Origin of the sequence: Devosia sp., assembly GCF_041917035.1 — a bacterium.
Lineage (GTDB): Bacteria > Pseudomonadota > Alphaproteobacteria > Rhizobiales > Devosiaceae > Devosia_A.
This window is the reverse complement of the sequence record NZ_JAYRYM010000353.1, coordinates 1-2,893: the sequence shown is the minus strand read 5'-3', so window position 1 is coordinate 2,893 and position 2,893 is coordinate 1. Positions and strand designations below refer to the sequence as shown.

General features: G+C 70.3%; 3 protein-coding genes. 1 reads left to right on the top strand and 2 read right to left on the bottom strand.

What is annotated here, in order from left to right:
• On the top strand, positions 1-1,505 hold a 1,505-nt coding region (locus ACE3TU_RS20890; RefSeq protein ID WP_374627761.1), incomplete at its 5' end, for a putative bifunctional diguanylate cyclase/phosphodiesterase.
• Between the two features lie 57 nt (positions 1,506-1,562).
• Here ACE3TU_RS20890 and ACE3TU_RS20885 read toward each other — a convergent pair.
• Entirely contained in the window at positions 1,563-2,342 is a 780-nt protein-coding gene (locus ACE3TU_RS20885) for an ABC transporter ATP-binding protein (RefSeq protein WP_374627759.1), read from the bottom strand.
• Positions 2,339-2,893, bottom strand: a 555-nt coding sequence (locus ACE3TU_RS20880; RefSeq protein WP_374627757.1) for an ABC transporter ATP-binding protein, incomplete at its 5' end; no start/stop codon positions are given. The genes ACE3TU_RS20885 and ACE3TU_RS20880, both read right to left, overlap by 4 nt.

The following is a 2,893-nucleotide window of genomic DNA, read 5'->3' as shown; positions in this document are numbered from 1 at the left end:
TGGGCAGGGACCAGTTGCGGGAGCCGGAGGCCTGGATCGAGAACCGCCTGCGCCAGCACCGGCGCCCGGGCCGCACCAGCACGCAGCACCTCTCGGACGGGCGCTGGCTGCAGGTCCGCGAGCGGCTCTCGCCGAGCGGCAACATCGTCGGGGTGCGCACCGACATCACCGCGCTCAAGCGCGCCGAACAGCAGATCAAGAACCAGTCCGAACGCGACCCGCTGACCGGCCTCTACAATCGTTCGGTGCTGATCGACCAGCTGTCGCGCCAGGTCGACCGCAGCCTGCGGTCCGGAACCCCGGGCGCCCTGGCGGTGTTCGATCTGGACGGCTTCAAGGACATCAACGACTCCCTTGGGCATGCCGCCGGCGACACCCTGCTCGGCACCATCGGGCGGCGCCTGCGCGCCGCGCTGCGGGCCAGCGACATCGAGGTGCGGCTGGGCGGCGACGAATTCGCCCTGATCCTGCCCCGGCTCGCCGACACGCGGCTGGTGGAGCGCCTGCTGGCGCGGGTCTACGAGGCCATCGAGGCACCGCTCCGCTTGGGTGGCCGCCGCATCCGGCCGGCGGCCAGCATGGGCGTGTGCCTGTTCCCGCGCGACGGCACCGACCCGGCCGAGCTGCTGCGCAACGCCGACATCGCGCTCTACCAGGCCAAGGCCCGCGGCCGTGGCCGGCACTGCTTCTTTTCGACACCGCTGCGCGAACGCATCGAGCGGCGCGAGGCGCTCGCCGACGACCTGCGCATCGCGCTCGAACGCGACGAGATCGGAATCGCGCTGCAGCCCCAGATCGCCACGGCCGGAGGCCTGCACGTGGGCTTCGAGGCGCTGGCCCGCTGGCTGCGCCGGGGCGCCGACGTGCCGCCGGGCCAGTTCATCCCGGTGGCGGAGCAGACCGAACTGATTGTGCCGCTGGGACAGCGGGTCCTCGAGCGGGCCCTGTCGGAGCTGGCCCGGATGCGGCTGGCGGGACTGCGGCCGGGGCCGGTGGCGGTCAATGTGGCGGCCGCGCAGCTCAAGCTGCCCGACTTCGTCGAGAGCGTCATGGACTGCCTCGCGAGGACCGGCTCGAGCCCCGCCGATCTCGAGGTCGAGGTGACCGAGACGGTGCTGCTGGACCGCTCCGCCGAGCAGATCGGGCGGAGCCTCGCTGCCCTGCACGAACGGGGCGTCAGCATCGCGCTCGACGATTTCGGCACCGGCCACGCCTCGCTGTCGCACCTCAAGCGCTTCCCGGTCGACCGGCTGAAGATCGACCGCAGCTTCGTTGCCGGCATCGGCGACAATGCCGAGGACGAGATCATCGTCAAGGCGGTGATCAACCTGGCCCAGAGCCTTGGCAAATCGGTGGTGGCCGAAGGCGTCGAGACCGACGAGCAGCTGCAGTTCCTCGCGGCGCTGGGCTGCGACACGGTGCAGGGCTACCTGCTCGGCCGGCCGCTGCCCCCGCACGAGGCCGCCCTGTTCGTCGCGCAGCGGACGCGGCCGCGCGCCGCCTGACGGAGGGGTCGGGTCGGACGCGGCACCGGCCCGAGGCGCAGGCGCCTGCCCGGTCTGTCAGATGGCGAGATATTCCTGCCGCAGCTCGGCATTGTCGAGCACGTCCCGGGCGGTGCCGGTGAAGGCGACCTCGCCGGTATCGAGGATCACGGCGCGATCGGCGAGCTGCAGCGCCGCCACGGCGTTCTGCTCGACGATGATGGTGGTGATGCCGAGGCTCTTGATCTCGTTGACGATGTTCTCGATCTCGCGGACGATGACCGGCGCCAGCCCCTCATAGGGCTCGTCGAGCAGCAGGAGCTTTATGTCGCGCATCAGCGCGCGGGCGATGGCGAGCATCTGCTGCTCGCCGCCGGACAGGGTCACGCCCTCCTGGCGCCGGCGCTCGGCGAGACGGGGGAAGTGGCTGTAGACGCGCTCGAGGTTCCAGCCGGCGCCCGGGGCGACCTGGGCCAGCGTCAGGTTCTCCTCTACGGTGAGGCCCTGGATGATGCGGCGATCCTCCGGCACCAGCTGGATGCCGGCCCGCGCCGCCTCGAACGCCTTCATCCTGTGCACGGGCTTGCCGTCGAGCCAGATCTCGCCCTTGACCAGGCCGGGCGATTCGACTCGCGCGATGGCCCTGAGCGTCGAGGTCTTGCCGGCGCCGTTGCGGCCGAGCAGGGCGAGCACCTCGCCGTGCCGGATATCGAACGACACCCCCTGCACGATGTAGCTCTCGCCATAGTTGGCATGCATGTCCCTGGCCGCAAAGAACGGCATCTCGCGCGCGGCGGCGACGCCGGTGGCGGGGGCGGCGGTGGTGGCAAGGCTGCTGTCCATGGTCATCACGCTCATTTGGTATGGTTCCCCAGGTCGTGCGCGCCGCCCAGATAGGCTTCCTGCACCTTGGGATTGCCGCGCACCTCGTCCGGCGCACCCTCGGCGATGATGCGCCCGCCGGCCAGCACCGAGATATGGTCGGCCAGCGAGAACACCACATGCATGTCGTGCTCGATGATCACCTTGGTCATGCCGCGCGCCTTGATCTTCTTGAGCAGATCGATCGTGGTGTTGGTGTCGTGCCGGCTCATCCCGGCCGTCGGCTCGTCGAGCAGCAGCAGGCGGGGGTGCTGGATCAGGCACATGGCCAGCTCCATGCGGCGCTTGTCGCCGCGGCTCAGGGCGCCGGCATGCACGTCGCGGCGCTCGTAGAGCCCGACATCCTCGAGGATGGCCCCGGCCTCCTCCCGGATCTCGGTCTCGGCCTCGAGCGGCTTCCAGATATTGGCCCTGTAGGCGCCGTCGCGCCTGGCGAAGGCGGGGGTCATGACGTTCTGCAGCACGCTCAGGTCGGGGAAGATCTCCGGCGTCTGGAACACGCGGACCACACCCATCTGGTTGATCTC

Coding starts and splice junctions, on each gene's coding strand:
- ACE3TU_RS20885 (WP_374627759.1), bottom strand. CDS start 2,342: ATGAGCGTGATGACCATGGACAGCAGCCTTGCCACCACCGCCGCCCCC.